Below are 25687 nucleotides of genomic sequence, written 5' to 3' on the forward strand. Positions count from 1 at the left end.
CGGGGCTGCACCCGACCCTCATCCGGCGCTACGCGCCACCTTCTCCCGCCGGGAGAAGGAACCGCCCGCTTCTTTTCGATTAGGACGTCCGCATGAGCACCAACGACAACTGGTATATCGAACACTTCCAGCCGACCGGCTCGGCGATCGGCTTCCGCGTCAGCGGCAAGCTGGACGAGGTGCAGTCCCCGTTCCAGAAGATCGAGATCTACCAGACCACCGATTGGGGCAAGCTGATGCTGATCGACGGCGCGGTGATGCTCACCAGCCGCGACAATTTCTTCTACCACGAGATGATCAGCCACCCGGCGCTGTTCACCCACCCTGCGCCCAAGCGCGTGGTGATCATCGGCGGCGGCGACTGCGGCACGCTGCGCGAGGTGCTCAAGCACCCGGGCGTGGAAAGCGCCACCCAATGCGATATCGATGAGCAGGTCACCCGCATGTCGGAGAAGTATTTCCCCGAGCTGTGCGATGCCAACCACGACACGCGCGCCGAACTGCTGTTCGACGACGGCGTGGCCTATATGGCCAATTGCCCGGCCGGCAGCGTGGACATCGTGATCGTCGATTCCACCGACCCGGTCGGCCCGGCCGAGGGCCTGTTCAACAAGGCCTTCTACGAAAGCTGCTTCAAGGCCTTGAAGGACGACGGCATCCTGGTGCAGCAGTCCGAATCGCCGCTGGCGCTGCTGGACCTGATCAACGAAATGCGCACCGAAATGGGCAAGGCCGGCTTCCAGTCGTTCAAGACCCTGCCGTTCCCGCAGCCGTGCTACCCCACCGGCTGGTGGAGCGTGACCATGGCCAGCAAGCAGGCCAACGCCGATTTCGCCTTCCGCCAAGCGGACGCGCAGGCCAAGGGCTTCGACACCTTGTACTACACCGCCCACTTGCACACCGGCGTGCTGGTTGCCCCGCCGTTCGTGGCCAAGGCGCTGGGCGAGTAATCGCGGTTGGCCGAGCATCGCCGGCAAAAAGCGCAGACGACATTCGTTGAATCGTGGCGCTTGGATGGACGTGGCGGGTTACGGCAGCCGGCCGCGCCCGCTTGGCGATAAGCCCGGCCGGTTTGCTGGTTTTTTCGCGTGACATGGCCTGCGTGCTTACAGCGCGCGGGCTGATGCATTCGCACCGATCAGGCTGCCGTGGTCGCGCGGCGCTGCTGGAGCGTGAGGCCAGTGCGCGGCCAGCAGCCTTCTGGCGCGGCGATCCACCGACAGCGCCGCCGTGCGATGGACGCGTCAGTTGCTGCGTCACTGCGATCCATGGGCCGACGTAGTTGAAGCCGACCGATGCGCGGATGTCCTGCGCACGCTATAAGCGAGCCAGCACCTCTGTCTTCTTGGCGTCGAATTCGTCCCGCGTGATCAGCCCCGCATCCAGCAATTGCTTGAGCTTGCTCAGCACCTGCACCGGATCGTCGATTGCAGGAACGGCACTGGCTTGCAAGGGCACTGCTGCGCCGTGCGCACCAGGCGCATGCACCACCACGCCACCGGCCGCCGCGCGCAACTTGTCGATCTCCAGCTGCTGGCGCTGTTCGTAGGCGGATTCTTCCACCTGCTGCGCATAGGCGTACACGCGCCGCGCCTGTCTCTTGGGCAGGCTGTCGATGGATGCGTAGGCGCCCTGCGTGGTGCGGCACATGATGGTGGCTCCGAGCATCTGTTCGCTCATGTGCACATCGAGCACCTCGCGCCAGGGGAAATCGCGGAAGGTCATGCCGAGCAGCTTTGGGTAGACCACGATGAAGCGACGGTTGGTCAGCACCACCGCATCCGGCGACAGGTTCATCACCATCTTCTTCTGCACGGCGATGTACTCGACCTGCTCGTCGCGGGTCAGCAACTCGGTGATCTTGGGCAGGATCTTGCCCACCGCCACCGGGTCCTGTTCGTCTGTCAAGAACTGCGCCAATGCGTCCATCTGCCCTCGCCCATGGCTGAATCAGTGCGTTGACCAAGACACTACAGCAAGCCGCATGGATGGCTGTGCAATGCCGATGACCGTTTGCGGTGCAGCTTCAAATGGATTGCCGTCCGCGGCATCGCGCTGCATGCCGCGTGACGGGGAAGGGTGAGCGCTGCTGCCCGCCCTTCGACATCGCTAGTTAAAAGCGGACTTCCACTACTGCGTTCAGTACCTCTGCACGGTTGATGGTGGTGTCTTGAGCATAGTCGTAGTAGTCATTGGCGTAGACGTAGTTGGTGTACATCGCGCTCACGCTCGCATGCTTGCCGATATCGACGCCCAGGCCGAGGCTTGCGTAACCACCAAAGATTTCGTCGCTCATGTCTGCGACCTCGGCATACCATGAGCCGAGGCGGACTACCGCGAACAGCGGAGTGTCACCAAAATTGAAACGTGCCGTACCCCCGATGCCGCCAAACTTCACTGCGGGGATAAAGACATCGTCGGTTGTATCGCCGCGTTCCAGGCGTCCAATCGATCCCTCAAGTCCGATCAACGTGACCGAGCCAGCACGCCAGCGATAGCCGGCGCTGAGGCCAAGCATGTCTTGCTTATAGCCACTGAAAACCTCACCTCGACCACGCTGCACGCCGATGAACGCGCCCCTTTCAATGCGCGATTCCTCCACCCGTGTGTAGCGCGCTGCGGGGACAGGCGCTGCAGGGTAAGCAGCGGCAGGCTGAACTGCCACCGCCTCAGTCTGCTCGGTCACCGGAGTGAACCCGCCGGACGCACCAGGTTGGCTGCCGCTTCCACCGACAGCGGCCGGCGCTCCGCCAACGCCCGCTTGCGCCGGGCGCGAGGATGGCGCTGCAGGCGCGGTGGCGCGCTGGGTGCCGGCCTGCTGCTTTTGCTGTTGACGGTAGCTGTCCCAGCCGCGCGACAACGACTGCGCCGAGGCCTGAGCCGTGACGCCGAACGCCGTGCAAGCCAACAGCACTGTTGCGGTCCTTTTCATTGCATCCCCAATGAGTCGTACTCCATCGTTTCCGCATCCTTGCGCACGCAGGTGGCACCTGACGGCGTCTGGAAGTGGCGCAGTTGCGGTCGCATTCGGAGGCGCACCCGGCATCACCTGGATGTCGTACGACATCGATGCAGGCGACGCTCGAAGAGCGTGCCCGTGTTAACGCGTGCTGCAGCCCCCTGACCGCAGCCGGCACAGTGTCTGGAGTCTCAATCGCTGTCAAGAAGCGGCGTGACCGCTACCGCACGCCGGGTTGCGCTGACAGTGCCTGTCTTGAGGCAGGACGCAACGCTGGCGGGACGACACCATGGCCTGGAGTGGCAGGTCTGCATGCAGTCGCTGGCACATGCCGATTCTGATGGGGTCCGCCAAACACCTGATTCCAAAAGCTGTTCCACTCCCGGAACATTTCATTTGTTAAATAAATATAATTTCCATACTCACAAGTTCTAAAATTGGGCAGACCGATCCTCGCGATCACCGTGAACCTGCGCAACGCGTGACAGCTCCGCGCCGCCAAGGTCTGGAGAACTGCCATGCACTACCAGCCGCTGGACGTGTCCAGCCTGCACCTCGTCACTCCCGTTCTGCTCAAGCAAGGCACCCGGCTGCTCGAGCCGGACGTCTACCGCACCCATGTGAACGGGCAACCGGCAGTGGTCAAGGACTACGGCCGCTATCGCCGCACGCTGTTGTCGCCGATCGCCCGGCTCATGGTGCGCCACGAGGCCAGGATGCTGCGGCAGTTGCAGGGTTGGCGGCATGCACCGGCCTTGCTCGGCACGCTGGGCGGGCTGGCGCTGGGCATGGAATTCATTCCAGGCGACACGCTCAGCGCCAGCACCGTCGTGGGCCAGGAGGTCTTCCAGCAATTGCAGCAGGCGCTGCGCAGGCTGCATGCGTTCGGCATCACCCATAACGATCTGCACGGCACCAATGTGGTGGTCAGTGCCGGCGTGCCGGTGCTGATCGATTTCACCTCGGCGTGGCGATTTCCGCGCTGGCTGCGGCGCGGCACGCTGGCGCGTCAGCTGCAGCGCAGCGACGTGGCCAATTTTCAGAAAATGCGCCAGCGCCTTGCCGGCATCGCACCGACTGCCGACGAATCGGCCCGCAGTGCCGAACCGCGCTGGGTGCAGGCGATTCGCAGCGGCTGGAAGCGGCTATATCGGCGTTTGAAAGGCAAGGCGTGATCAGCGCTGCTGGCTCACGGCGACTGGGCACACCGTTACGCCCAGCTACTGCGCTGATGTCTTCGGTTTGATCTGCAGCACAGACATCCTTCGAGCGCGCCATGCCGGGTGCTGCGATGCAGTGGCAATGGCGCTCCCGCATTTGCAGGCACAGCGACGCGAGCAATTCCCGATGCGCGTCGCTGTGTTATTGCACTCCCCCATCACTTTGCTGCTGCCGAGTCGGCAACCGCCGGCACGCGATAGGCGATCAAGCGCGGCGCTTGCGCGATGAAGCGGTCGAGCACGCCGTCAGCGAGCTTGACCGGGCCGCCGAAGCGCGTGGCGCCGGGAATCGTTGGGATCTGGCTTGCGACGGCGGCGATCGCAGCCGCCTCGGCAAACAAGGCCGGCGCCTGCGTGTGGCCGCGATTTGCCGCATCCAGCCCGGCTGCCGTCTTCTGCAGGGCCTGGCCCCAATCCTCCATTGCCTCCAGCCAGGGACGCGATTGCTCGGCAAAGCCCTTGTCGGCGACGCCGTCGCGGATGATCTGCGGTGCCGCAGCCAGTTCGTCGGCAGCGCGTGCCAGTTCGGCAATCGCCTCCGTGCGCGTTGCCGCATCGCCAAGCGCGATTGCCTCGCGCACATGATCGAGCACGGCCTTCAAGCGTGGAGCCTGTTCCTGCCACGGCTGGCTGCCAAAGGTTGGCGCCAGATGCTGGGTGTCGAAGAAGGTCAGCAAGGCCGCAGCCACGCGCGCATCGCCGCCGGCCAGATCGCGCGCCGCCGCATGCCAGGTGCGTTGCGCGTCGTAGTCTTTGTCGTTCCAGGCGAACGCGGTCACACCCATCACCGCGACGCGGCTGGGCGCTTCCTGGTTCATCGGGTTGGAGACGATGCCCGACAACTCGGCCGACAGACCCGCCTCGCGCCGCGCATACGGCGCCATCAGCAGGCGCCCGGCCGACGTTTCGAAATCGTTGACCGGGTAGTTGTCCCACAACAGCGTCTTGCGACCGAACGCCTTGGTGGCCGCGCGCGCATCGGGAATGGAAATAGCCGGCGGCACCACATCGGTGCCGGTCCACTGCACCACGATCTTCGGGTCAAGATGCTTGCGCAAGGCTTCCTTGTACGGGCTCTCTTTGGCGTCGTAGTACTCGGTCGGCACCATGATGAGTTCAGCGGCCGCATCGTGGCGCGCGACCAGATCGGCCTGCACCAGATTGAGCAGATGCGACTGCGCGATACCGGCCGCCTGCGCGCCGGACTCGCCAAAGGTGGTCTTGTCGCGTTCGCAATTCCACTTGGTGTATTCGATATCGTCCAGCGCCACGTAGAAGCTGCGCACGCCCAGCGCACGGAACGCATCGAACTTGCGCAACAAGGCCTTGGCATCGGCCGGATCGGAGAAGCACACGGTGGGGCCAGGCGAAATCGCATAGACGAAATCGACGTGATTGCGCTTGGCGGTAGCGGCCAGCTGGCCAAGCGCCTTCAAGGTCGCCCTCGGGTACGGCTCGCGCCAGCGATCGCGCGCGTAAGGGTCGTCCTTGGGGCTATAGATGAAGGTGTTGGCCTTGGTGCGGGCGAGGAAATCGATGTGCTTGCTGCGATCGCTCATCGACCACGGCGCGCCGTAGAAGCCTTCGATGGTGCCGCGGATCGGCATGGCCGGGTAATCCTGGATCGTCAACGTCGGGATGGCCGGCCGCTCGACCAGCTGCCGCAGCGTCTGCGCCGCATGGAACAGGCCATCGTCGTCGTGGCCGGCCAGCGTGATCAGGCTGCCGCGATCGAGCGCGACGCTGGCCAACGTGTAGCCTTCCTTATGGGTGTCCTGGGTCGCCTTGCTGCGCGTCAGCGCATCGCGCACCACGGCCGCATCGCCGGTGCCGAGCACGATGTGCGGGCGGTCCAACGCGGCAGGCAGGCGTGTGGCGGTCGCAATCTTGGTGACGCCGGCGCTGTCGAGAATGCGGCGCACCAGCGCCACCGTGGCCTTGTCCGCGCCAGGGGCCACCACCAGCACCACCGAGCGGCCCAAGGTCACGGTTGCGCCATCCAGCGTGATCGAGACCGGCGTCGGATAGATCGCCGGCTGGGTGACCGGTTCGGTCACGGCCTGTGCCAACGCCGGAGCAGCCAGGCCCAACGCCACCAATACCGAAAGCAGGCGCACGCCCGGCGTACTGTTGCGTGGCTTCATCTCGAACTCCGGTATTGGAATGGTATTACGCCCTAGAGTAGGCAAGTCGGGCGGCGGCGACAAGCGCGGCCGGGATTTCCATTCTGGCCAGCGCTGGGCTGCCGTGCGGTGACTTCAGCCCGTTTCTGCATCGCAATCCAGAAAGGTGCGGCAGCGATACATGGCGGTATTGAAATGGTATGAAAAGTGGGGCGTTTGCGCCTGAGAGCGGCCTGGCGCGGATGCACCCAGCCGTGCATCAGCCGCGGTGATGCGCGCACAGCCAACGCAGTCAGCGCACGTGGCGCGCCGCAGAACTTGGGCGGTCGGGTTCCTGTGAGTCGTGCAATGCCTGCAATGCGCCTGATCCAGCGCCACTAGCTGCGGTGCTGGCTCAGCAATACGTGGCCCGGGCATCGTCGTTGCGCCGGCAGAGGGCAGCAAACCCCTCACCACCCACCGCACATCCGGCAAGCAGCGGGCGCCGCGTTGCGAACCTACAGCGCGTCGCTATCCAGCTCGCCGGTACGGATGCGTACCACCGTGCCCAGGTCGTACACGAACACCTTGCCGTCGCCGATCTTGCCGGTACCGGCCGCCGCGACGATCGCCTCGACCACACGCTCGGCCTGGTCGTCGGTCACCGCCACTTCGATCTTCACCTTGGGCAGGAAATCGACCACATATTCGGCGCCGCGATAGAGCTCGGTATGGCCTTTCTGCCGGCCGAAGCCCTTGACCTCGGTCACCGTGATGCCCGCCACCCCGCAGCCGGCGAGCGCTTCGCGCACATCGTCGAGCTTGAACGGTTTGACGATGGCCATGATCATTTTCATCGGTGCAGGTCCCAGGGCATGACGGCCGCGCAGCATACCGTGGACGGGCGCAACACTCATCCAACCGCGCGCCGCCATCACCGCGGACGACAGCCGAATGGGACTATCCTTACCGCCTGCCGACTGCCTTGCCGATGTCCCGCGTGTCCCGGCCTGCACTAGGCTTCCTACGGACCTGCGGAGAACACCATGATCGATTTCAACCAGCTCGACGACCTCGCCCGCCGCCTCAGCGACCTGGTGCCGCCGGGCCTGCGCCAATCGCGCGAAGAACTGCAAAGCACCTTCAAGGGCGCGCTGCAGGCCGGCCTGGGCAAGCTGGACCTGGTCACCCGCGAAGAGTTCGACGTGCAGCGCGCGGTCTTGCTGCGCACCCGCGAAAAACTCGACGCGCTGGAGCAGACCGTCGCCGCACTGGAGGCGCGCGCGCCCGGCACGCCACCCGCTGCACCGCCCACCATCCCCTGAGCGAAGGCCACCACCATGAGTCTGGCGCTGGTGCACAGCCGTGCCCGCGTGGGGGTGCATGCGCCTGAGGTTCGGGTGGAAGTGCATCTCTCCGGCGGTCTTCCTTCCACCCAGATCGTGGGCCTGCCCGAAGCGGCAGTGCGCGAATCGCGCGAACGCGTGCGTGCCGCCCTGCTGTGCGCACAGTTCGAATTTCCCGCCCGGCGCATCACCATCAACCTGGCACCGGCCGATTTACCGAAAGAAGGCGGCCGGTTCGATCTGCCGATCGCCCTCGGTATCCTGGCTGCCAGCGGGCAAATCGACCGCCAGGCCCTGGCCGATTACGAATTCCTCGGCGAGCTTGCGCTGACCGGCGAGCTGCGCGGCGTCGACGGCGTGCTGCCCGCGGCGCTGGCGGCCGCGCAGGCCGGACGACGGCTGATCGTCCCGCTCGCCAACGGTGCCGAAGCGGCCATCGCCGGACACGTCGAAGCCTTCACCGCGCGTACCCTGCTGGATGTCTGCGCCACGCTCAACGGCAGCCAGAAAGCGCCCGCCGCCGAGCTGGCAGTGCAGGCGCTCGGCGCCCGCGCCCTGCCCGACATGGCCGACGTGCGCGGGCAACCGCACGCCCGCCGCGCGCTGGAGATCGCCGCTGCCGGTGGTCACCACCTGTTGCTGGTCGGCAGCCCTGGCTGCGGCAAGACCCTGCTGGCCTCGCGCCTGCCCGGTCTATTGCCCGAAGCCAGCGAAGCAGAAGCACTGGAAACCGCTGCGATCACCTCGATCAGCGGCCGTGGGCTGGATCTGGCCCGCTGGCGGCAACGCCCCTACCGCGCCCCGCACCACACCGCCAGCGCAGTGGCCCTGGTCGGCGGCGGCACGCACCCGCGCCCCGGCGAGATCTCGCTGTCTCACAACGGCGTGCTGTTCCTGGACGAATTGCCCGAGTGGCAACGGCAAACCCTGGAAGTGTTGCGCGAGCCCTTGGAGTCGGGCGTGGTCACGATCGCGCGCGCGGCACGCAGCGTGGATTTTCCGGCGCGCTTTCAATTGGTCGCCGCCATGAATCCCTGCCCGTGCGGCTGGGCAGGCGATGGCAGCGGGCGCTGCCGCTGCAGCAGCGACAGCATCCGTCGCTACCGCAGCCGCATCTCCGGCCCGTTGCTGGACCGTATCGATCTGCATGTCGAAGTGCCGCGCCTCCCTCCGCAGGCGCTGCGCAGCGGCAACCTCGGTGAAGACAGCGCCTGCGTGCGTGCCCGCGTGGTCGCCGCGCGACAGCGACAGCTTGCACGCGGTGCGCTGCCCAATGCGCAACTGGACCAGGCCGACACCGACCGCCATTGCCGCCTGCAACACGACGATCAGGTGCTGCTGGAGCGCGCCATCGAACACCTGCAGCTGTCCGCACGCTCGATGCATCGCATCCTGCGCGTTGCGCGCACCATCGCCGATCTCGACGACAGCCCGGACATCGCCACACGCCATCTCACCGAAGCGATCGGCTACCGCAAACTGGATCGTGCGCTTGGCACCGCCAGCGCGGCGTAGCGTGCTCGGCAGGTCGACAGGCGCGCGCGATTCGCACGCCATCCGCTGGCGTGACACCTTGGTACCGCAAAGCGCCCGCATTGTCAGGGCATCGTTTCGGTTTCGGTTTCGGTGTCGGTGCGCAACCTCATTCGCCGCCACGGAGTTCATCGGATGCAGCCAATTGATCGCTCGCGCGGAATCGGCCCACGAGCGACATCGTGCCAACCGGCCGTGCGCACCGAGCCGGTGCCCTCGCGGACGCCCGCCCTCGCTGCACGACCGCTGGCGCAACATCCCAACATGCATTTCATGGCGCTACACGTACAACAGGCGCCACTCCATTGTGCAGAGGCCTGTATGAGCCACCATCCCGAACTCGCCACGGTCCCTTCGCTGGATCTGAATCGCTACCTGGGCACGTGGTACGAAATCGCCCGCCTGCCGACCCGCTTCGAGGATGCCGACTGCACCGATGTGTCGGCGCACTACACCCTGGAAGAGGACGGCAGCGTGCGCGTCCAAAATCGCTGCTTCACCGCGGAAGGCGAGCTGGAAGAAGCGATCGGCCAGGCGCGCGCCATCGACGACACGCACAGCCGCCTGGAAGTGACCTTCTTGCCCGAAGGTCTGCGCTGGATCCCTTTCACCAAGGGTGACTATTGGGTGATGCGCATCGATGCCGATTACACCGCTGCACTGGTCGGCAGCCCCGATCGCAAGTACCTCTGGCTACTGGCACGCTTGCCGCAGCTGGACGAAAACATCGCCCAGGCCTATCTGGCGCATGCGCGCGAACAGGGCTTCGACCTGGCGCCACTGATCCACACCCCGCATACCGGGCGGCTGACCGAGCAACCGCTTCCGTAGGCGACCCCGGCTGGTTGGGGAACTGGTCAAACCGGCAACGGCAGCACCGTCGCGCCTGCAACCCCGGTCGCATCGAGGCACCGACCAAGGGACGACAGGCACGCGATGCTCTCAACGACCAGCCAGACGACAGTCGCCCACCGACGCAATCGCCATGTCCACGGCCATGGCGACCCAGCGCACTGGCCTAGCCCTTCCATCGCGCAGGCCAGCGCTCGTCCTCTCAATCGTCGAGCGTGCCGAGATCCCTGGCAGCGGCCTGTGCACCTTCCAGGCTGTCGAAGGCCACGCCGGTATCGCCGACCACGTACTTGGTCAGCTCGCCGTCGCGTGTTGTTTCCTGCATCTTGAAGATCGGCACCGCATCGGTGCCGCCGACGCGTTCTTTTTGCGTTGTCATGCGTGATTCCTCCAGTGAAAGCGCCTTGCGTGGGACCGTTGTCCCGCCGCTCCCGGGCGGGAGCGCAGACGATCCGACCGTAGCGCGGTAGTGCGTGCAGGGGCGTGAATCCGCAGGCGGCCCCGACTGCCAGGATGCGACGCAGGACGATCGGAAAAAAATCACAGCCGCTTCGCTCCGCAAACGCGCGCAATGCACGCGTGTGTCGTACATTCGCGACGTGCAGCCTCATCAATCAATGCCGTGCGTCACCAATCGCTACGTGCGCCGTTCGCGCGTACCCGGTTGGCGTGCACCTTCCATCTGCCCAAGCCTGCGCTGGCGGCATTTCTCGAGGAGCCATGCGTGAACCGGCAGCACAGCCGTCGCAGGTGGTGAGGTGAAGCGCCAACGCATCATCAGTGTCACCGTGCTGCTGGTGTTGCTGAGCGCAACGCTGCCGATCGGCCTGTCCTACTACCTGGCCTGGCGGCTGGCCTTGGCGCGCGAAGAGGGCAGGCTGAGCCAGCTGGCTGCGCTGTCGATCCGGCGTACTGAAACCGCCTTCGACGAGGCGCATGGCGCATTGTTGAGCATGGCCGGCTCGCGGTTGCCGCCGTGCTCGCCTGCGCACCTGGCGCAGATGCGCGCCCTGGTGCTGACCAGCCACTACATCGTCGAGCTGGGACGGTTTCAACAAGGTCGTCTCAGCTGCACCTCATGGGGCCAACTGCGCAATACCATTCCGCAGCGCACCGCCGATTTCGTGGTCAAGCGCGGCATCGCGGTGACCACGCGGCTGCTGCCGTTGGCCAATCCGCAGCGTCCGCTGATGGCACTGCAACTGGGCGACTACAACGCCCTGATCAACCCCAACACGCTGGCCGACATCAATATTCCACCTGGCCTGCAACTGGCGATCGGCACGCCGGACGGGCAGATCCTCAGCAGCACCGGTACCGCCGCCGAACGCTTGCTGACCGACCCCACCGCCACACGTGAGCCGGGCGACCTCTTGCTGTCGCAGGTGTTGTTCGGGCGCGACCGTCGTGGCGACTGGGCCGCGGTGGTCACCGAACCGGTGGCCTATCTGCGCAGGCCGCTGGCGGCGGCACGGTTGCAGCTGGTACCGGTCGGCATTGCAGTGGCGCTGCTGCTGGTCGGTACAGTGCTGTGGGTCTCGCGGCGGCGGCTGTCGCCACTGGCGCGGCTGGAGATCGCCGTGCAGCGTGGCGAGTTCATCGTGCACTACCAACCGATCATCGCGCTCGACAGCGGTGCCTGCGTCGGTGCCGAAGCGCTGGTGCGCTGGCAGCAGCCCGACGGCGTGCTGGTGCCGCCGGACGCCTTCATCCCGCTGGCCGAACAAAGCGGGCTGATCCTGCCGATCACCGATCTGGTGGTGGCCGAAGTCATCCGCGAACTCGGCCCCACCCTGGCCGCCGATCCAGCGCTGCACGTGGCCATCAATGTCTCCGCCGACGACATCAAGAGCGGCCGCGTGCAGGGCGTGCTGGCGCAAGCGTTGCGGGGCACCGGCGTGGACAGCGGCCAGCTGTGGGTGGAGGCCACCGAACGCAGCCTGATGGACATTGATGCGGCACGCACCACCATCACCCATCTGCGCGGTGCCGGCCATACGGTCTCCATCGACGATTTCGGCACCGGCTATTCGAGCCTGCAGTATCTGCAGGGCCTGCCGCTGGACGCGTTGAAGATCGACAAGTCGTTCGTGGACACCATCGGCACCCACTCGGCCACCAGCGCCGTGACCGCGCACATCATCGAGATGGCCAAGACGCTACGGTTGCGCACCATCGCCGAAGGAGTCGAGCGGCAGGAACAGCTCGATTATCTGCGCGCCCATGGCGTGGATCTGGCGCAGGGCTGGCTGTTCTCGCGCGCGTTGCCGGCCACTGGTTTCATCGCCTACTACGCACAGGCACGCAGCGCGACGCAGTGAACCGGCAAAAAAAAAGGCCGCCATTGGCGGCCTTTCGATGTCGATCATGCGTTGCGCAATCCGATCACGCGCCCTGCAATGCAGCGCTGCTCTGCCGCACCGGCTTGGGCCGGCTCGGGAAGGCATGGCGCACGATTCGCCACATCACCTGGCCGAACTGGCGCGGCAGCGAGCCGGTGTTGTAGTGCTGGCCGTAGCGCGCACAGACCTGCTTCACTTCGACGGCGATCTGCGCATAGCGGTTAGCCGGCAGGTCCGGATAGAAGTGATGCTCGATCTGGTGGCTCAGGTTACCCGACAGCACGTTCATCAGCTTGCCGCCGGTCAGGTTGGACGAACCACGCAGCTGACGCAGATACCAGTGGCCACGCGATTCGTTGCGGATGGATTCCTTCGGAAACACTTCCGCATCGGCAGTGAAGTGGCCGCAGAAGATGATCACGAAGGTCCAGATGCTACGCAGCACGTTGGCCGCCAGGTTGCCCAGCAACACCGTCAGGAAGAACGGGCCGGCCAGCAGCGGAAATACGATGTAGTCCTTGAGCATCTGGCGGCCCATCTTGCGGCCGACCGGCAGGAACGAGGCACGCAGTTCGGCCGCCTTCATCTTGCCGGCGAACCAACGGCCCAGGCGCAGGTCCTGGATCGCCACGCCCCATTCGAACAGCAGCGCGAACACCACCGCAATGAAGGGCTGCAGCAGGTAGAACGGGCGCCAGCGCTGCTCGGGGAAGATGCGCAGCAGGCCGTAGCCGATGTCGTCGTCCATGCCGCGCACGTTGGTGTAGGTGTGGTGCTTGAAGTTGTGCGTCTTGCGCCAGTTGTCGCCGGTGGCAACGATGTCCCACTCGTAGGTGTTGCCGTTGAGCTGCGGGTCGCCCATCCAGTCGTACTGGCCGTGCATGACGTTATGGCCCAGCTCCATGTTCTCCAGGATCTTGGACAACGCCAGCAGCAGCACGCCGGCGATCCATGCCGGAACCAGCACGCTGTGCACGAACGCACCCAGGAACAGCAGCGCACGACCGGCCACGCCGGTCCAGCGCACGGCGGCCACGATGCGGCGGATGTAGCGCGCATCGGCGGCGCCCACCTGGCTCAGCACGCGCGCGCGGATGGCATCGAGTTCGTCGCCGAAAGACTGCAGTTCGGCAGCGGACAGGGCACGGTTATGGACTCGGCTCATGAAGATTCCTTACAGATCCAGGATCAGGTCAGTGCTTGGCGCACTAATGCACAGGCGCACCTGTGCGGTGGGTTCGTTACTGCGTTCACCGGTGAGCAGGTGCCGGGTGGTGCCGGATTGGCGCGGGCAGGCGCAGGTGTTGCAGATGCCCATGCGGCAGCCATATTTGGGCCGCAGGCCTTGCGCTTCCAGCCCTTCCAGCAGCGACTGGCCGCGCGGCAGGGTCAGGGTACGGCCGCTGCGTGACAGTTGGACCTGCACCTGGCCGGTCTCGGCCTGGTCCAGTGCCGGCACGCTGAAGGCTTCGGCCTGAAATGCAGCCACGCGTCCCTGCAGCCGTTCGCGCGCGGCCTGCACAAAACCACCCGGCCCGCAGGCCATCACATGGCGCTGCTCCAGCGCGGCAATGTGGTCCAACGAATAGGTGTCCACGCGTTCTGCAGGAGTCTCGCCTTCGCGGGTGGTCAGCAGTTGCACACGCAGGCGCGGATGCGCCGCGGCCAGCGCGGCGAATTCGTCGACGAAGCAGGCTTCGTCGCGCTGGCGCACCCAATACAGCAGGTCCACGTCCATCGGCATGCCGGCTTGCGCGGCGGCCTGCAGCAACGCACGCATCGGCGTGATGCCGGAGCCGGCGGCCAGCAGCAGGAGCGGGGTAGGCGTGGTCGGCAGCAGCATGTCGCCGAAGGCCGGGGCCAGCGAGACCACCGTGCCCAAGGCCGCATCGTGCGCCAGGAAGCGGCTCACCAGCCCACCCTCGATCGCCTTGACGGTGATCGCCAGCCGGCCGTCGGCCTGCACCGTGGGGCTGTAGCTACGCAACAGCCGGCGGCCGTCGATCTCCACGCCCAGGCTCACGTGCTGGCCGGCCTGCAGGCCGCGCCAGTGGCCGTTGGGCTGCAACACCAGGGTCACCGCGTCCCGGCTGGCCGGGGTGCGCTGGACCAGCCGCGCCATCGGCTGTTCCAGCGTCCACAACGGGTTGAGCCGGGTTGCCCAGAAATCGAACAGTTGCGGCGACACCAGTCGGCGCGCCAGGCGTGCCGGCAGCGGGGACTTGGACTTACGAGGAGATGCCAGGTTCATGGGCCGCACTATACGCATGCATGCACACCCGTGTATACACTTGTATATTGCCAGAGGGGCTATGATTCAGGCCCACGCCCGGCTGCAGCCCCATGACCTCTATCGCCCTGCCTTCCCACGACGCGCCGCCGTCCCGCAAGCCGGCGATTTCACGGGAGGATCTCATCGCTGCAGCGCTGTCCTTGATTGGCCCGCACCGTAGCCTGTCCACGCTGAGCCTGCGCGAAGTGGCACGCGAGGCAGGCATCGCGCCGAACAGCTTCTATCGCCAGTTCCGCGACATGGACGAGCTCGCCGTGGCCTTGATCGATCGGGCCGGGCGTTCGCTACGCACCATCATCGGCCAAGCGCGCCAGCGCGCGACCTCCACCGACCGCAGCGTCATCCGTGTCTCGGTCGAAGCCTTCATGGAACAGCTGCGCGCCGACGACAAGCTGCTGCACGTACTGCTGCGCGAAGGCGCGGTGGGCTCGGACGCCTTCAAGCAAGCGGTGGAGCGCGAACTCACCTATTTCGAAGACGAGCTGCGCGTGGACCTGATTCGCCTGGCCGCGGCCGACAACGCCAAGCTGCACGCGCCTGCCCTGGTGTCCAAGGCGATCACCCGGCTGGTATTTGCGATGGGCGCGGTGGCAATGGATTCGCCACCGGAAAAAGATCCCGAGCTGATCGAGCAGATCTCGCAGATGCTGCGCATGATCCTGACCGGCGCGCGCACGCTGGGCACCCACGCAGGCTGATTGTCTGCACTGACGTTGGCGCGCGCGCTGGCGTGCGGGCGGAAGGGACACCGCAGGCGGTCAGCGTCGTGCCGGATCACGGATCTTCAAAGACGTGGCGGGTGCGGCATCGCTCTTGCGAGCCACTCTGATCCAACACTTCAGGCCATCCTGCGTGACTGGCGACATGCGGGCGCACACAACGCGCGGTGACGTGTCGTCCCTCTGTCATCGGCACAGAGGCGAAACGGCCCGCAGCATCGATGCGCGACGAGCGATGCCTCGCCCAATGCGACGCATGCGGCATCTGTGCAAAGACTCTAGCTGCCGCCCCATTCTCTCGAAGCGATGGAAGCGCTGCAGGCGAAGGCTTACATGGCCTACAAATCCACAAGGCTGCAGGCCGCGTGAGCGCGTCCAGTGTCCGCGTGGACATGGATCACGGGCTGCACCGGCCAACAGCGCGCCGCTTGAATTGCATGTCGATTGCTCGCCGCGCGCCGCATCGGCTCGCCTGGTCCTGAATTTCGAAATCGTGGCATCGCTTGTGTCGACCATCCCACGCAATGGCTCTCGCCTGCTGCCGCGACGCGATTTCGATTCTGTTTCCGACGACCGACTCCGACCGCCAGAGAGATAATCCAGAACATAATTGCATAAAGTGCTTGCATCGCTAAAAAGACACGGGTAATGTTCGCGCCCTCGGCAGCCACGTCTGCACTTTTACCCAATCGGCCTCATGTCCCTGCTCAACTCCGCCACACTCAACCGACTGCCCAGCGCTCACCGCGCGGCATCGTGTGTGCGCACTAAGAAAGCAGACGTGCGCATCACCCTCTTCGACTGATGTCCTGACAAGGAGATCGGTCACCCGATCTCCGAGGCAAGCGAACGCCCTCGAATGCAGCATCCGGGGGCGTTTTCGTATGCGTTCGCACCGACTCTTGTGGATGACCCTCCAGGTACCCGGGCATGGAATTGCCCGACAACACGGACGTTGCACGCGACCAGGCGCCAAAGCGCTACGTGCCGGGCACGGGTGGCGCGTGGTCATGCGCATACAAGAATTGCCGTTTGAATAAAACGGTAATCAGAAACATTGCGAAAGATATTCAGCGGCCTGGAATTTATTCCAGCTGGTGCGCGCGGCAATGCCGTGGCGTATACCGAACTCTTTTTCATGTTTCTCGTTACGGGTATCGGCTCCTGGTGGAGCGGCGGCGCAAGCCGTAGGCCTGGTTCAATTCCGGAATACCCACCACTGGATAGCTCAATTGGTAGAGCAGCAGATTTGTAATCTGTTAGTCGCGGGTTCGAATCCCGCTCCATGCATGACCTTTTCGGTCATTCCTCGGGACGCAAGTCCCTTTACGGAAACGCCCATGCCGCAGGCAAACAGGCAAGCCATCGCCTGACTGCCTGCAGCAGCGGCGCCCCTGCCGGGCCTTTGTCCTGAACGCGCGTGCTGCGCCGTTCGCTGCCGTTGTGCAAGACATCGCACCGCATCAGCCACGCACCTGCAGGCGCCAACAGCGCATTGCGCCCCGCACGGCCGCCGTCACGGGCGTTTCCACCCTTCAACGCCGCGTTGCATCGGCACACGTTCCGCCAGCAGTCCGATCCGGGCGGCGGAACGCTTGCATTCCCGGATCGGACCACCAGAGCCAAACCTAAGGAGAAGTGCCATGTTCTGGACCAAGAGGGTCGTGATCGGTGACGGCGAGCGCGGCCTGGTGTATCGCAATCGTCGGTTCGAGCGGGTGCTCGTCCCCGGCGTCTATCGCCTGTTCGACCCGTTGGGTCGCAGCGAGGTCATCGTCCACGCCATCACGCAAGGCGCCTATATGGGCCGCGATGCGGAGATGCTGATCGATACGCTCGGCAGCACCCTGCCGCAACACTTCGTGCTGGCCGACATCGGCACCGCGCAGGTCGGCTTGCTGATCCGCAACGGCAAGCTCGAGGACGTGCTGCCACCGGGCACACGCACGCTGTACTGGCGTGGTCCGGCGGCAATCGAGGTGCAGACCCTGCCATTGGGCGATGGGCTGCAGGTGCCCACCGATGTGCAGCGCAGGCTGCGTCAGCTCGGCACGCTGTCGCGTGTGGCGGTCTGCATGGACGTCCCAGCCGAGTCGCAAGGGCTGGTGTTCGTCGACGGCAAGCTGTTTGCACCGTTCGGGCCGGGGGCGTATGCGTTCTGGAATTTCCAGAAGAACATCACCACCGACGTGATCGATCTGCGCGTGCAGTCGGTCGAAGTGTCCGGGCAGGAGCTGTTGACGCGCGACAAGGTGTCGTTGCGCGTCAATTTGGCCGCCAGCATGCGCGTCACCGATGCGGTGGCAATGCGCACGCGCGTGGCCAAGGCCGGCGATTACCTGTATCGCGAGTTGCAGTACGGCTTGCGGCGCGCGGTCTCGTCCAAGACGCTGGACGAGTTGTTGGGCGACAAGGCCTGCCTGGATGCGGATATCTTCGGGTATGTGCGCGGCAGCGTGAGCGGCTTCGGCATCGAGGTGCTGGGCGTCGGCGTCAAGGACGTGATCCTGCCGGGCGAGATGCGCGAGATCCTCAACGCGGTCGTGCAAGCGGAGAAGCAGGCGCAAGCCAACGTCATCCGCCAGCGCGAAGAGGCCAATGCCACGCGCTCGTTGCTCAACACCGCCAAGTTGATCGAAGACAGCCCGGTGCTGATGCGTTTGAAGGAACTGGAGGCGCTGGAAAAGGTCACCGAAAAGATCGACAAGCTCACCGTGTTCGGCGGCCTGGATGGCGTGCTGAAGCAATTGGTGACGATCAGGCAATGAAGGCTGCGCGTGGCGGAAGGATCTGCCACGCACTGCCGCAAGGCAATGACAACAATGAGTACATCACAACACTTTGAATTTCTGCATGCCGAGGGCAGCACCACCCCGATCAAGGGCTGGGTGCGCGGCGTGCCCCTGGAAGAGCAGGCGCATGCGCAGCTGCGCAATATCGCGGCGGTACCGTTTGTCGGTCCGTGGGTAGCGGTGATGCCCGACGTACACCTGGGTAAAGGCGCAACCGTGGGCTCGGTCATTCCAACCCGTGGCGCGATCATCCCGGCGGCGGTCGGCGTGGATATCGGCTGCGGCATGGCTGCGGTGCGCACCACGCTGCGCGCCAACGACCTGCCCGACAATCTGGCGCAATTGCGCTCCAGCATCGAGCGTAGCGTGCCGGTGGGCAATGGACGTGGCGGCGAGCATCGCAAGCTGCCGGTTAGCATCGAGACCCGCATTGCGCAGTCCGGGCTGGTGCAGCGTCTGGATGCGATCAAGCAGCAGCACAAGCGCATCCGTACCGACAAGCTGGACTGCCAGATCGGCACGCTGGGCGGCGGCAACCACTTCATCGAGATCTGCCTGGACGAAACCGATGCGGTATGGGTGATGCTGCACAGCGGTTCGCGCGGCACCGGCAACCTGATCGGCACGTACTTCATCGAGCGCGCGCGCGAACAACTGGCGCATCGCGTGTTGGGTTTCCATCTGCCCGACAAGGACCTGGCCTTCTTCATGCAGGGCGAGCCGTTGTTCGACGAGTACGTCGAAGCGGTGTCGTGGGCGCAGGATTACGCCCGCGAAAATCGCGAGGCGATGATGGCGCGCGTGCTGGCCGAGATGCGTCACCGCTTGCCCAAATTCCAGCTGGAAAAGCTCGCAGTCAATTGCCACCACAACTACGTGCAGAAGGAAACGCACGCTGGTGAGGAATTGTTGATCACCCGCAAGGGCGCAGTGAGCGCTCGTGTCGGCGAGCTGGGCATCATTCCGGGCAGCATGGGCACGCGCAGCTACATCGTGCGTGGGTTGGGCAACGCCGACAGTTTCCACAGCTGCAGCCACGGCGCGGGGCGTGTGATGAGCAGGACCGCTGCACGCGCGCAGATCACCCTGGCACAGCATCGTCAGGCCACCGCACATGTGGAATGCCGCAAGGACGCGGCGGTGCTCGACGAGTCGCCTGCAGCGTACAAGTCCATCGATGCAGTGATGGCGGCGCAGCAGGACCTGGTCGAGGTGCTGCACACCTTGCGCCAGGTGGTGTGCATCAAGGGATAGAAAAGGGCCGCGCCAGCGGCCCTTTTCGCTACAGACACGTTGCAAGTGCGAGTGAGCAACCTCATCCGCAATGCAATGCACAGTTCAGTCATGTCGCGATCGCGCTCACATCAAAGCACGCACGTTTCACTCTTGCGACGCCATCGTTGCGCCTCGTTCGCGGTCTGATCTACAGGGCGCATCCATCAGATAATCCGGAGGCGGTATGAGCAATCTCGACAAGCAGGAACGCAAGGAAGAAGCAAAGGACTTGAACCGCGACCCGATCTCCGGTGCGCCTGGTTCGCATCCGGTTGGCGTCGGTGTGGGCGGCATCGCCGGCGGTGCGGCGGCAGGGGCGCTTGCAGGCACGGTGTTCGGGCCGCTCGGCACCTTGATTGGTGCAGCGGCCGGCGTGGTTGCTGGCGCAGCGGCTGGCAAGGGCGTGGCCGAACGGCTCGACCCCACTGTGGAGACCGAATACTGGCGCCAGGAGCATCGCAACCGCCCCTACTACAAGGAAGGCACCGACTACGATCGCGACTACGCCACCGTCTACGGATTCGGTTTGCAGGCACGCGAAACCCGCCCGACCAGCACCTGGGAAGAAACCGAAGCCACGCTGGCCGGCGAATGGCCGCGTAACCGCGGGCAATCGCGCCTGGAATGGGATGAAGCCCGGCTTGCAGCACGCGATGCATGGGAGCGTGCGGACCGTACCCACACTGTCTATCGCGACAGCGACACGCATTACGCAGGCCGCTTCGACAGCGCCAGCTACCGCGATGTCGACTATTCGTACGACGACTATCGCCCGGCCTATCGCTATGGCATGCAGGCACGGCAGCAGCACGCCGGCCGCCAGTGGGACGACCACCTGGAACGCGATCTGGGCGATGGCTGGGACCGCTTCAAGGCCAATTCGCGCCTGAGCTGGGAAAAGGCCAAGCATGCGGTACGTGAGGCATTCGACTCGGATCATCACGATGCAGCGGCGCGCCGTCACCCGACCGACCCGCGCGTCTAACGCGTGATCGCAGCGGCGCGGTCACAAGTGCCGCGGCCAGCGCACGACGTTGAACCAGAACGGGCCCACTCGGGCCCGTTCTGCGTTATGGAGTAATGCGGGTTCCTGCTCACTCGGCGGCGCTCAGAAAAAAAGCAGTACCGAGATGATCTCAGGCTGACGAATCCACAAGGCAATCCGCGGGCCCACCGGGTCTTCAACACGCAGAAAGAAAAGAGCGACGCGTGCGCGACCCCATGGCTTTGCACGCCACGTTTTCCCGGATCACTACCCTGCGGTCTTCTCCACCGCACGGATGTCGCCGCGAAATACCGCAGTGGTCTGTTCCGACGGGGCCGCAGCAGCGCCCTGTTGATCTTTGAGCAACTGCTTGCGCGTGGCCACCACCTCCTTGGCCAATGCAATGCGCCGGCCGACGACCATTTCGGTCAGCCAGTCGATCAGGGCACGCGTGTATTGCTGCTGGTGTTCCTTGATGCTGAGCGCATGGTCCGCGCCAGCGATGACACGCGATGTGAGCGAACGCGCCTGCACGAACGCTTGCGCATAGTTGTGCAGCACCGGCTGCGGCACGATCGCATCGTGCTCGGCTTCCACCAACAGCACATCGCCCTTGTACTCGGCGCAGGCGGCCAAGGCGATGTTGTCTGCCGGACGCAGGCGCTGCTGGCGGTACGCCATCAGGTCCGGGTCGGCGTTGAGGCTGACCTTGGGTTGATCCCAGTGGGCATCCTTGTAGAGCGCAGGCGAACGCAACGCCAGCCATTCCACCGGGCGCTCGCGCGTCAGCAATGCGGACAGATAGCCACCGTAGCTCAGGCCGACCACTGCGATCGACTGCGCATCCACGTAGGGTAGACCTGCCAGTTGATCGTAGGCAGCCTTGATGTCGTCCAGGTTCTGCCCGCGTGTCACGGTCTGGCGCATCGATGCGTAACCCTCATGCCCACGCAGATCGAAGGTCATGCAGATGCAGCCCAGGCCTGCTGCCTCGCGCGCACGTACCAGGCTGTGGTGCTGGCTGCCGCCCCAGCCGTGCACGAACAACACTGCAGGCATGCCTGAGGGCGTGAGCAAGGTGCCGCTGAGTGCGTCCTGGCCGACCGGAATGTCGATGCTAGAAAGTTTGGCTTCCATTACGTCGCAGAGATCCTCCTGTATTTGTAGCGCGGCCCTGGACCGGATTGGGTTGCGCGATAGTAGACCTGTGCATCGGCCGGCGGCTGGCCCTGATAGATTTCGTGTGTGGACGCCCTTACCCACTGCAATGCGGGATCTTGCTGAAAGGCGGCGATTGCAGCGAGTTCTGCCGGGGTTGCACCACCGATTCGCCAGGATTGTTCCAGCACGCCGCATACCGGGACATCGCCAGCATCCTGACCGCTGACCACATCGTAGTTGCGGCGGGAAATCTGCAGCTCAGGATAAGCGGCGGTGACGCATCGATCGTACCTGCACGCCTGCTCGACCACCCGTCGCTCCAGCGATGGCAAAGCTGTGGCCATCAGTGCCTCCAACGACCCGCGGTACACGCACAGCGACGAGCCGCCATACACATCGCTGCCGTCCGCATCGGGCACGCTGCATTGCGTGCCGTAATACGCAATCTGGACGCCGGCAAGACACAACTCGCCTACGCTGTGCGTCGTTGGCTGCAAGATATTGCGTTCCAGCACGCCGCCATGCGTGCCTAGATAGGTATCGGGCAGGCTATCCAGTACCTGCGCCAGCTGCGATGCGTCGGCAATGCGCCATTGGTCGTTGCCGCCCACGCCGGTGGGCAGCTTCAGGCGCACGTCTCCACCATCAGACAGCGCCTCGAACGCATGCATCGCATCCGGGCGAGAAAACGCGGTGTAGCCCGGCAGCGTGGCGGGAATCAGCGACATGGCCAGCGCCTGGTCCCAGCACGCAGTGCTTGCCGCGTCGTCAGAAACCAGTGGGTGACCGATGACCTTGGTGGCCAGAAACGCATGCGGCACGATACCGCCGAGCAAGTCACCGACGCCGTGGATGCCCAGCCCGCGCGCTTGCGCGGTAGTGAGCGTGTCATCGGGTACGTGGAATGTTCCAACTTCGATCACGCCATCGCCAGCGACGCCGGCATCGGGCACGCCCAGCAAATGCGCGACCTCGCGACAGACCCATGCGTGCGTTGCACGCTCATGACCATGCTCGGGCACCACGCGCGTGGCATGCCCAAGCACCTGCCGATAGTGTGTCTGTGCCATGACATCTCCCCTGCGGCGTGATCGCGCGTCGTTGCTGGCCTCGGTCGCAGCTGAGGGACGAGTCGTGGCAGTGGGTATCGCCGGAGCCTTACTTCAGTGCCAGATACAAGCCAAGCACAATCAGGAACACCACGATCAAACTGATGGCAATACGCCCGCCGCGCAACTCCAACAAGGCATGCCACCACACGCGCGCTTCAGGTGTGCCGCTTGCATGATGCGGCTTAGGGCTACGGGTCTCGCTGTCCTGCATCCTGGGTACTCTCGCTCCATTACGTCGCCGCCTACCTTAATGATCAGACGTTACACAGGTGTGGAGCGGTTCAGAATCTTCCGTGAAATGCGGCTTTGCGAAAGCGATTTTGCCCGATCGGCGATCACCTGCCTGGTGTGATCAGGCCACGTTGCAGTCGTGACATCGAAACGCATGCGAGACCAACGCGTCGCTTCGACCACACGGGTTCAAACGCGTCACTTGGTACGCATTGACCACATGCACGCACCTGCATGCATTGCGTGTAGATGCACTCGAACAATCTGACCAGTTAAGCGTGCAATGCACCGAAGTGCTGCAATGGTCGGGTTCGATGATCAATCGTTGACATACCCGCAGTTACTCTGCAGGTCAAGTTTGTTTATACCGGAACACCCCAAGTCATGAGCAGAGATCCATCCGTCATCGATGTACAGGCCGAAATCGCGCATTGGCAGGCGCGGCATGCCCAGGGCAACCTCGGCGCAGGCAAGTTCAGCGAGTTGTCCCCGGTGGTGAAAATGGCCTGCGATATCTACCTGCAAGCCCCGCGTTCGAGCGACCAGGAACGTCTGCGCCTATTTCGGGACCGCTTGGAGCACCACTTCATTTCATCCAGCACGCAGTCCAACTACGAACAGTTGGCAACCGATTGCTGGCAGCGCTTGGGCGCGCGCAATAGTTGAGTCCGCAGTATCGAGCAACATCTGTTTTTCATTGGAGATCGTCATGAAAACCCCGTATCAAGTGCAGCAGGAGCTGGAACGACTGGAGCGGTTGGTGCCGCACATCGTCAGCGACCAGGGCGACCGCGCGGAGGAAATCCTTGGCTTCCACGTGGCCAGTCTGTTGGGTAGCGCGCCGATCAGCGAACACGCGTTGATTCGCGAACGTACCGCTCGCATGGCACGTACCTGCCGCAGTGCGCAGGAGGCCGTGCGCGCACCCAAGGCGCCCGCCAGACCATTGGGCATGGCGCCCGTTGCCCAGCCGCAGTGGGCCTGACCGACCTCCCCGGAGCCGCCTAGCGGCTCCTTTGCATTCCACCCCGGCAATTGCCGATCATTCCAGGATCTTCATGAAAGTCACGCTTCTCACCGCTTCGCTGTTGGCCATGCTCTCTCTGACTGCCTGCGACCGCCCCGGCGGCGATGCTTCGCGCACCGCGCCAGCGGTGTCGCCCGAGCCGACGGCTGCGCCCGTCAGCGGAAGCGGCGCGACCGAGCTGGCCAAGGGCGATGGCGCGGTGCTGGGCGTGCTGGCTGCGATCGACGACAACGAGATCGCACTCGCCAAGCAGGCCATCGAACAGGATCTGGGCGGTGCCACCGGCGAGTTCGCGCAGCAGATGCTGCACGACCACGAGGCCAACCTTGAAAAGACCAAGTCGCTTGGCGCAACCGAGAGCCCGCGCGCGCAGGCCATACGTGCCAAGGGCAAGGCGGCAGTGGAAGCGCTGTCCAAGACGCTGACCCTGCCGGACGGCAAGGATGCCTACCGCAATGCATTCATGCGCAACATGGTCATCGACCATGGCGACACCATCAAGATCATCGATTCGGAACTGCTGCCCGCCGCCGAAAGCGCGCCGGTCAAGCAACATCTGGAAGAGACGCGTCGCGTGGTCTCGGCGCATTTCGAACGCGCCCACGCGGTGTCTTCGTCCAAGTAAGCAGCCGATCAGGCGCTTGCCCTGCAAACGCGCCGGCCAGTCCGGCGCGTTTGCGTTGGGTGGACAGCACATGCGGCTGTCCTTGAGGTCGTTGGGCCACGCCGCAGGCTGACCCTGCAGCGCACGGCCGCATGCGCGCGCTAGCTTCACCTCGCTTGGCGTGATCCTGGCCTATCGTGCCGCATCGATTCGGCCAGGAGCCCTCCATGCATCTGCTCATCACCGGCGGCACCGGCTTCATTGGCCAGGCCCTGTGCCCGGCATTGCTGCAGGCCGGCCATCAGGTCAGCGTGCTGACCCGCGACCCGCACCGCGCCAAGCGCATCCTGCCCGGCACGGCCGCCGTGCATACGCTGGATGGAGTGCAGGCCGATGCGGTCATCAACCTGGCTGGCGAGCCGCTGGCCGCCGGCCGCTGGACCGATGCCCGCAAGCAGCGCTTCCGCCAATCGCGCCTGGGCATCACGCGCCAATTGCATGACTGGATTGCGCAGCAGCCGGCCGCACAACGCCCCTCGGTGCTGATTTCCGGCTCGGCCGTGGGCTACTACGGCGAACGTGGCGATACGGCATTGACCGAGGCCGAGCCCGCCGGCGATGACTTCTCTGCCGTGCTGTGCCGCGACTGGGAAGCCGAAGCCAACACCATCGCCGCACTCGGCCCGCGGGTGAGCTGGGTGCGCACCGGGATCGTGCTGGATCGCGATGGCGGCGCGCTGGCCCGCATGCTGCCGGCATTTCGATTCGGCGGCGGTGGGCCGTTCGGCGATGGCCGGCACTGGATGAGCTGGATCCACCGCGCCGATATGGTTGCGCTCCTGCTGTGGCTGCTGCAGCACGGCCAACCCGGCGCCTACAACGCCACCGCGCCCAATCCGGTGACCAATGCCGACTTCGCGCGCACGCTGGCGAAGGTGCTGCACCGCCCTGCCCTGCTGGCGCTGCCGGCCGGCGTGCTGCGGCTGGGCTTCGGCGAGATGGCCGACCTGCTGCTGATCAGCCAGCGCGTGCTGCCGCAACGCGCGCTCGATGCCGGCTTCCGCTTCCAGTACCTGCACCTGGACGCTGCGCTGCGCGCCATTCTGCAGCGCTGAGCGGCGGCCAGGGCCTGAC

24 protein-coding genes are annotated in these 25687 nt (G+C 64.8%); 14 read left to right on the plus strand and 10 right to left on the minus strand.

Features of this window, described 5'->3' with window-relative positions:
• The first annotated feature begins 92 nt into the window (after window positions 1-92).
• Window positions 93-950 (plus strand): polyamine aminopropyltransferase, encoded by an 858-nt coding sequence (gene speE, locus ACDH77_RS18510; RefSeq protein WP_029820829.1) that lies wholly within the window; start codon window positions 93-95, stop codon window positions 948-950.
• 367 nt (window positions 951-1317) lie between these two features.
• Here speE and ACDH77_RS18515 read toward each other — a convergent pair whose 3' ends face one another.
• Together ACDH77_RS18515 and ACDH77_RS18520 are read right to left on the minus strand one after the other, a co-directional pair.
• The gene (locus ACDH77_RS18515; protein WP_029820830.1) at window positions 1318-1929 is read right to left on the minus strand and encodes a PH domain-containing protein; all 612 of its coding nucleotides are present in this window, start codon (window positions 1927-1929) and stop codon (window positions 1318-1320) included.
• A 184-nt stretch (window positions 1930-2113) separates the two neighbouring features.
• A complete protein-coding gene (locus ACDH77_RS18520) occupies window positions 2114-2932 on the minus strand; it encodes a hypothetical protein (RefSeq protein ID WP_031424634.1) in 819 nt (272 codons plus the stop codon).
• Between the two features lie 545 nt (window positions 2933-3477).
• On the opposite strand from ACDH77_RS18520, the gene ACDH77_RS18525 reads away from it, so the two are divergent.
• Entirely contained in the window at window positions 3478-4134 is a 657-nt protein-coding gene (locus ACDH77_RS18525) for an RIO1 family regulatory kinase/ATPase (protein WP_014091297.1), read from the plus strand.
• A gap of 203 nt (window positions 4135-4337) precedes the next feature.
• Here the strand turns inward: ACDH77_RS18525 and ACDH77_RS18530 are convergent, their stop codons facing one another.
• Complete coding sequence (locus tag ACDH77_RS18530; protein ID WP_011348871.1) at window positions 4338-6323, minus strand: beta-N-acetylglucosaminidase domain-containing protein; 1986 nt, start codon at window positions 6321-6323, stop codon at window positions 4338-4340.
• Window positions 6324-6799: 476 nt separating this feature from the next.
• On the minus strand, window positions 6800-7174 hold the full coding sequence (locus tag ACDH77_RS18535; protein ID WP_008574841.1) for a P-II family nitrogen regulator: 375 nt from the start codon (window positions 7172-7174) through the stop codon (window positions 6800-6802).
• Between the two features lie 153 nt (window positions 7175-7327).
• Between ACDH77_RS18535 and ubiK the strand changes: the two genes are divergently transcribed.
• The 3 genes from ubiK to ACDH77_RS18550 all read left to right on the plus strand — a co-directional run bounded on the left by ubiK (window position 7328) and on the right by ACDH77_RS18550 (window position 9991).
• Window positions 7328-7606, plus strand: a complete 279-nt coding sequence (gene ubiK, locus ACDH77_RS18540; protein ID WP_008574840.1) for a ubiquinone biosynthesis accessory factor UbiK — start codon at window positions 7328-7330, stop codon at window positions 7604-7606.
• Between the two features lie 15 nt (window positions 7607-7621).
• Window positions 7622-9142 (plus strand): YifB family Mg chelatase-like AAA ATPase, encoded by a 1521-nt coding sequence (locus ACDH77_RS18545; RefSeq protein ID WP_277574346.1) that lies wholly within the window; start codon window positions 7622-7624, stop codon window positions 9140-9142.
• 339 nt (window positions 9143-9481) lie between these two features.
• Window positions 9482-9991, plus strand: coding sequence for a lipocalin family protein (locus ACDH77_RS18550; RefSeq protein ID WP_008574836.1), 510 nt, complete (start codon window positions 9482-9484; stop codon window positions 9989-9991).
• Between the two features lie 223 nt (window positions 9992-10214).
• Here ACDH77_RS18550 and ACDH77_RS18555 read toward each other — a convergent pair whose 3' ends face one another.
• On the minus strand, window positions 10215-10391 hold the full coding sequence (locus ACDH77_RS18555; protein ID WP_008574834.1) for a hypothetical protein: 177 nt from the start codon (window positions 10389-10391) through the stop codon (window positions 10215-10217).
• Between the two features lie 379 nt (window positions 10392-10770).
• On the opposite strand from ACDH77_RS18555, the gene ACDH77_RS18560 reads away from it, so the two are divergent.
• Window positions 10771-12333, plus strand: a complete 1563-nt coding sequence (locus tag ACDH77_RS18560) for an EAL domain-containing protein (protein WP_372353585.1) — start codon at window positions 10771-10773, stop codon at window positions 12331-12333.
• Window positions 12334-12397: 64 nt separating this feature from the next.
• Here the strand turns inward: ACDH77_RS18560 and ACDH77_RS18565 are convergent, their stop codons facing one another.
• Both ACDH77_RS18565 and ACDH77_RS18570 read right to left on the minus strand, forming a co-directional pair.
• The gene (locus ACDH77_RS18565; RefSeq protein WP_057681260.1) at window positions 12398-13519 is read right to left on the minus strand and encodes an acyl-CoA desaturase; all 1122 of its coding nucleotides are present in this window, start codon (window positions 13517-13519) and stop codon (window positions 12398-12400) included.
• Between the two features lie 9 nt (window positions 13520-13528).
• Window positions 13529-14605, minus strand: a complete 1077-nt coding sequence (locus ACDH77_RS18570) for a ferredoxin reductase (protein WP_372353586.1) — start codon at window positions 14603-14605, stop codon at window positions 13529-13531.
• Between the two features lie 92 nt (window positions 14606-14697).
• On the opposite strand from ACDH77_RS18570, the gene fabR reads away from it, so the two are divergent.
• The 4 genes from fabR to ACDH77_RS18590 all read left to right on the plus strand — a co-directional run bounded on the left by fabR (window position 14698) and on the right by ACDH77_RS18590 (window position 20418).
• Window positions 14698-15345: an HTH-type transcriptional repressor FabR gene (gene fabR / locus ACDH77_RS18575; RefSeq protein WP_008574825.1), complete on the plus strand. Its 648-nt coding sequence runs from the start codon at window positions 14698-14700 to the stop codon at window positions 15343-15345.
• Window positions 15346-17009: 1664 nt separating this feature from the next.
• Window positions 17010-18134, plus strand: coding sequence for a slipin family protein (locus ACDH77_RS18580; protein ID WP_372353587.1), 1125 nt, complete (start codon window positions 17010-17012; stop codon window positions 18132-18134).
• A gap of 54 nt (window positions 18135-18188) precedes the next feature.
• Window positions 18189-19412 carry an RtcB family protein gene (locus ACDH77_RS18585; protein WP_039417243.1) on the plus strand — a complete coding sequence of 408 codons (1224 nt, stop codon included), beginning with the start codon at window positions 18189-18191 and terminating at the stop codon, window positions 19410-19412.
• 205 nt (window positions 19413-19617) lie between these two features.
• Complete coding sequence (locus ACDH77_RS18590; protein ID WP_008574817.1) at window positions 19618-20418, plus strand: hypothetical protein; 801 nt, start codon at window positions 19618-19620, stop codon at window positions 20416-20418.
• A gap of 267 nt (window positions 20419-20685) precedes the next feature.
• On the opposite strand, the gene ACDH77_RS18595 is transcribed toward ACDH77_RS18590, so the two are convergent.
• The 3 genes from ACDH77_RS18595 to ACDH77_RS18605 form a co-directional block, all read right to left on the minus strand.
• Window positions 20686-21555, minus strand: a complete 870-nt coding sequence (locus tag ACDH77_RS18595) for an alpha/beta hydrolase family protein (protein ID WP_008574816.1) — start codon at window positions 21553-21555, stop codon at window positions 20686-20688.
• Complete coding sequence (locus tag ACDH77_RS18600; RefSeq protein ID WP_372353588.1) at window positions 21555-22649, minus strand: DUF3182 family protein; 1095 nt, start codon at window positions 22647-22649, stop codon at window positions 21555-21557. The genes ACDH77_RS18595 and ACDH77_RS18600 overlap by 1 nt, the downstream gene beginning before the upstream one ends.
• Before the next feature lie 88 nt (window positions 22650-22737).
• The gene (locus ACDH77_RS18605) at window positions 22738-22902 is read right to left on the minus strand and encodes a hypothetical protein (RefSeq protein ID WP_008574812.1); all 165 of its coding nucleotides are present in this window, start codon (window positions 22900-22902) and stop codon (window positions 22738-22740) included.
• Window positions 22903-23306: 404 nt separating this feature from the next.
• On the opposite strand from ACDH77_RS18605, the gene ACDH77_RS18610 reads away from it, so the two are divergent.
• From ACDH77_RS18610 to ACDH77_RS18625, 4 genes are all read left to right on the plus strand, one after another.
• On the plus strand, window positions 23307-23588 hold the full coding sequence (locus tag ACDH77_RS18610; RefSeq protein ID WP_003486531.1) for a hypothetical protein: 282 nt from the start codon (window positions 23307-23309) through the stop codon (window positions 23586-23588).
• A gap of 43 nt (window positions 23589-23631) precedes the next feature.
• Window positions 23632-23907, plus strand: coding sequence for a hypothetical protein (locus ACDH77_RS18615; RefSeq protein ID WP_029820617.1), 276 nt, complete (start codon window positions 23632-23634; stop codon window positions 23905-23907).
• Window positions 23908-23980: 73 nt separating this feature from the next.
• Window positions 23981-24574 carry a DUF4142 domain-containing protein gene (locus ACDH77_RS18620; protein ID WP_011348885.1) on the plus strand — a complete coding sequence of 198 codons (594 nt, stop codon included), beginning with the start codon at window positions 23981-23983 and terminating at the stop codon, window positions 24572-24574.
• A gap of 206 nt (window positions 24575-24780) precedes the next feature.
• The gene (locus tag ACDH77_RS18625) at window positions 24781-25668 is read left to right on the plus strand and encodes a TIGR01777 family oxidoreductase (RefSeq protein ID WP_071118124.1); all 888 of its coding nucleotides are present in this window, start codon (window positions 24781-24783) and stop codon (window positions 25666-25668) included.
• Window positions 25669-25687 lie beyond the last annotated feature (19 nt).

The organism is Xanthomonas axonopodis pv. maculifoliigardeniae, assembly GCF_041519315.1.
Taxonomy (GTDB): Bacteria; Pseudomonadota; Gammaproteobacteria; order Xanthomonadales; family Xanthomonadaceae; genus Xanthomonas; species Xanthomonas euvesicatoria.